The following is a 1429-nucleotide window of genomic DNA, read 5'->3' as shown; positions in this document are numbered from 1 at the left end:
CACGGAAGCCACCCTCGCGACGGTCACCGCCCGGCGCACCACCGGAACGGCTGTCACGGCTGAAGCCACCCTCACGGCGGTCACCACCGCGGAAACCACCGTCACGGTCGCCACCGCGGAAACCGCCCTCGCGGCGGTCACCGCCCGGCGCACCACCGCGGTTGTCCCGGCTGAAACCGCCCTCACGACGGTCACCGCCACGGAAACCGCCCTCGCGGTCGCCACCGCGGAAACCGCCCTCGCGACGCTCGCCACCACGGAAGCCACCCTCGCGGCGGTCGCCGCCCGGCGCACCACCGGAACGGCTGTCACGGCTGAAACCGCCCTCACGACGCTCACCACCGCGGAAACCGCCCTCACGGTCGCCGCCACGGAAACCGCCCTCGCGACGGTCACCGCCCGGCGCACCACCGGAACGGCTGTCACGGCTGACACCGCCCTCACGACGCTCACCGCCACGGAAGCCACCCTCGCGGTCGCCACCGCGGAAACCGCCCTCACGACGCTCGCCACCGCGGAAACCGCCCTCACGACGCTCGCCACCGCGGAAACCGCCCTCACGACGGTCGCCGCCCGACGAACCACCCGAGCGGCTGTCACGGCTGAAGCCACCCTCACGGCGGTCACCGCCACGGAAGCCGCCCTCGCGACGTTCGCCGCCGCGGAAGCCGCCCTCACGGTCACCGCCACGGAAACCGCCCTCACGGCGGTCGCCGCTCGGCGCACCACCGGAACGGCTGTCGCGGCTGAAGCCGCCCTCACGACGCTCGCCACCGCGGAAGCCGCCGTCACGACGGTCACCGCCCGGCGCACCACCCGAACGGTTGTCACGGCTGAAGCCACCCTCACGGCGGTCACCACCGCGGAAACCGCCCTCACGGCGGTCACCGCCACGGAAACCACCGTCACGGTCGCCGCCACGGAAGCCACCCTCACGACGGTCACCGCTCGACGCACCACCGGAACGGCTGTCACGGCTGAAACCGCCCTCACGACGATCGCCACCGCGGAAACCGCCGTCACGGTCGCCGCCACGGAAACCGCCCTCACGACGGTCGCCACTGGGGGCGCCACCGCGGTTGTCGCGGCTGGAGCCGCCCTCGCGGCGATCTCCGCCACGGTTGCCGCCGGCGCGGTCGTCGCGGCCACCCCGGTACGAGGGGCGGTCATCGCGGCGGGCGTCGCCGCGCCCCTGGCCACGGTCGGCGCGATCCTCGTAGCGGCGGGGGCCGTCCCCGCCCTGCGGTCCAGAACTCACAGGTGCATCCTTCCTGATGGCGTCTCCGCCAGAAACGCTAACGCAGTCGAGGGCCGACCCTACTGGGGCGGCCCTCGACTGAAAGATTGTCCGGCGGTGTCCTACTCTCCCACACCCTCCCGAGTGCAGTACCATCGGCGCTGGAGGGCTTAGCTTCCGGGTTCGGAATGT

General features: G+C 73.1%; 1 protein-coding gene. It reads left to right on the top strand.

All coding sequences use genetic code 11. The annotated features are described in order from the left end of the window. On the top strand, positions 1 to 1411 hold a 1411-nt coding region (locus ACGFI2_RS27220; RefSeq protein WP_393522057.1), incomplete at its 5' end, for a hypothetical protein. Between the last annotated feature and the right edge of the window lie 18 nt (positions 1412 to 1429).

The organism is Micromonospora sp. NPDC049282 (assembly GCF_043197045.1).
Taxonomy (GTDB): Bacteria; Actinomycetota; Actinomycetes; order Mycobacteriales; family Micromonosporaceae; genus Micromonospora.
This window is presented reverse-complemented; position numbering and strand designations above follow the sequence as displayed.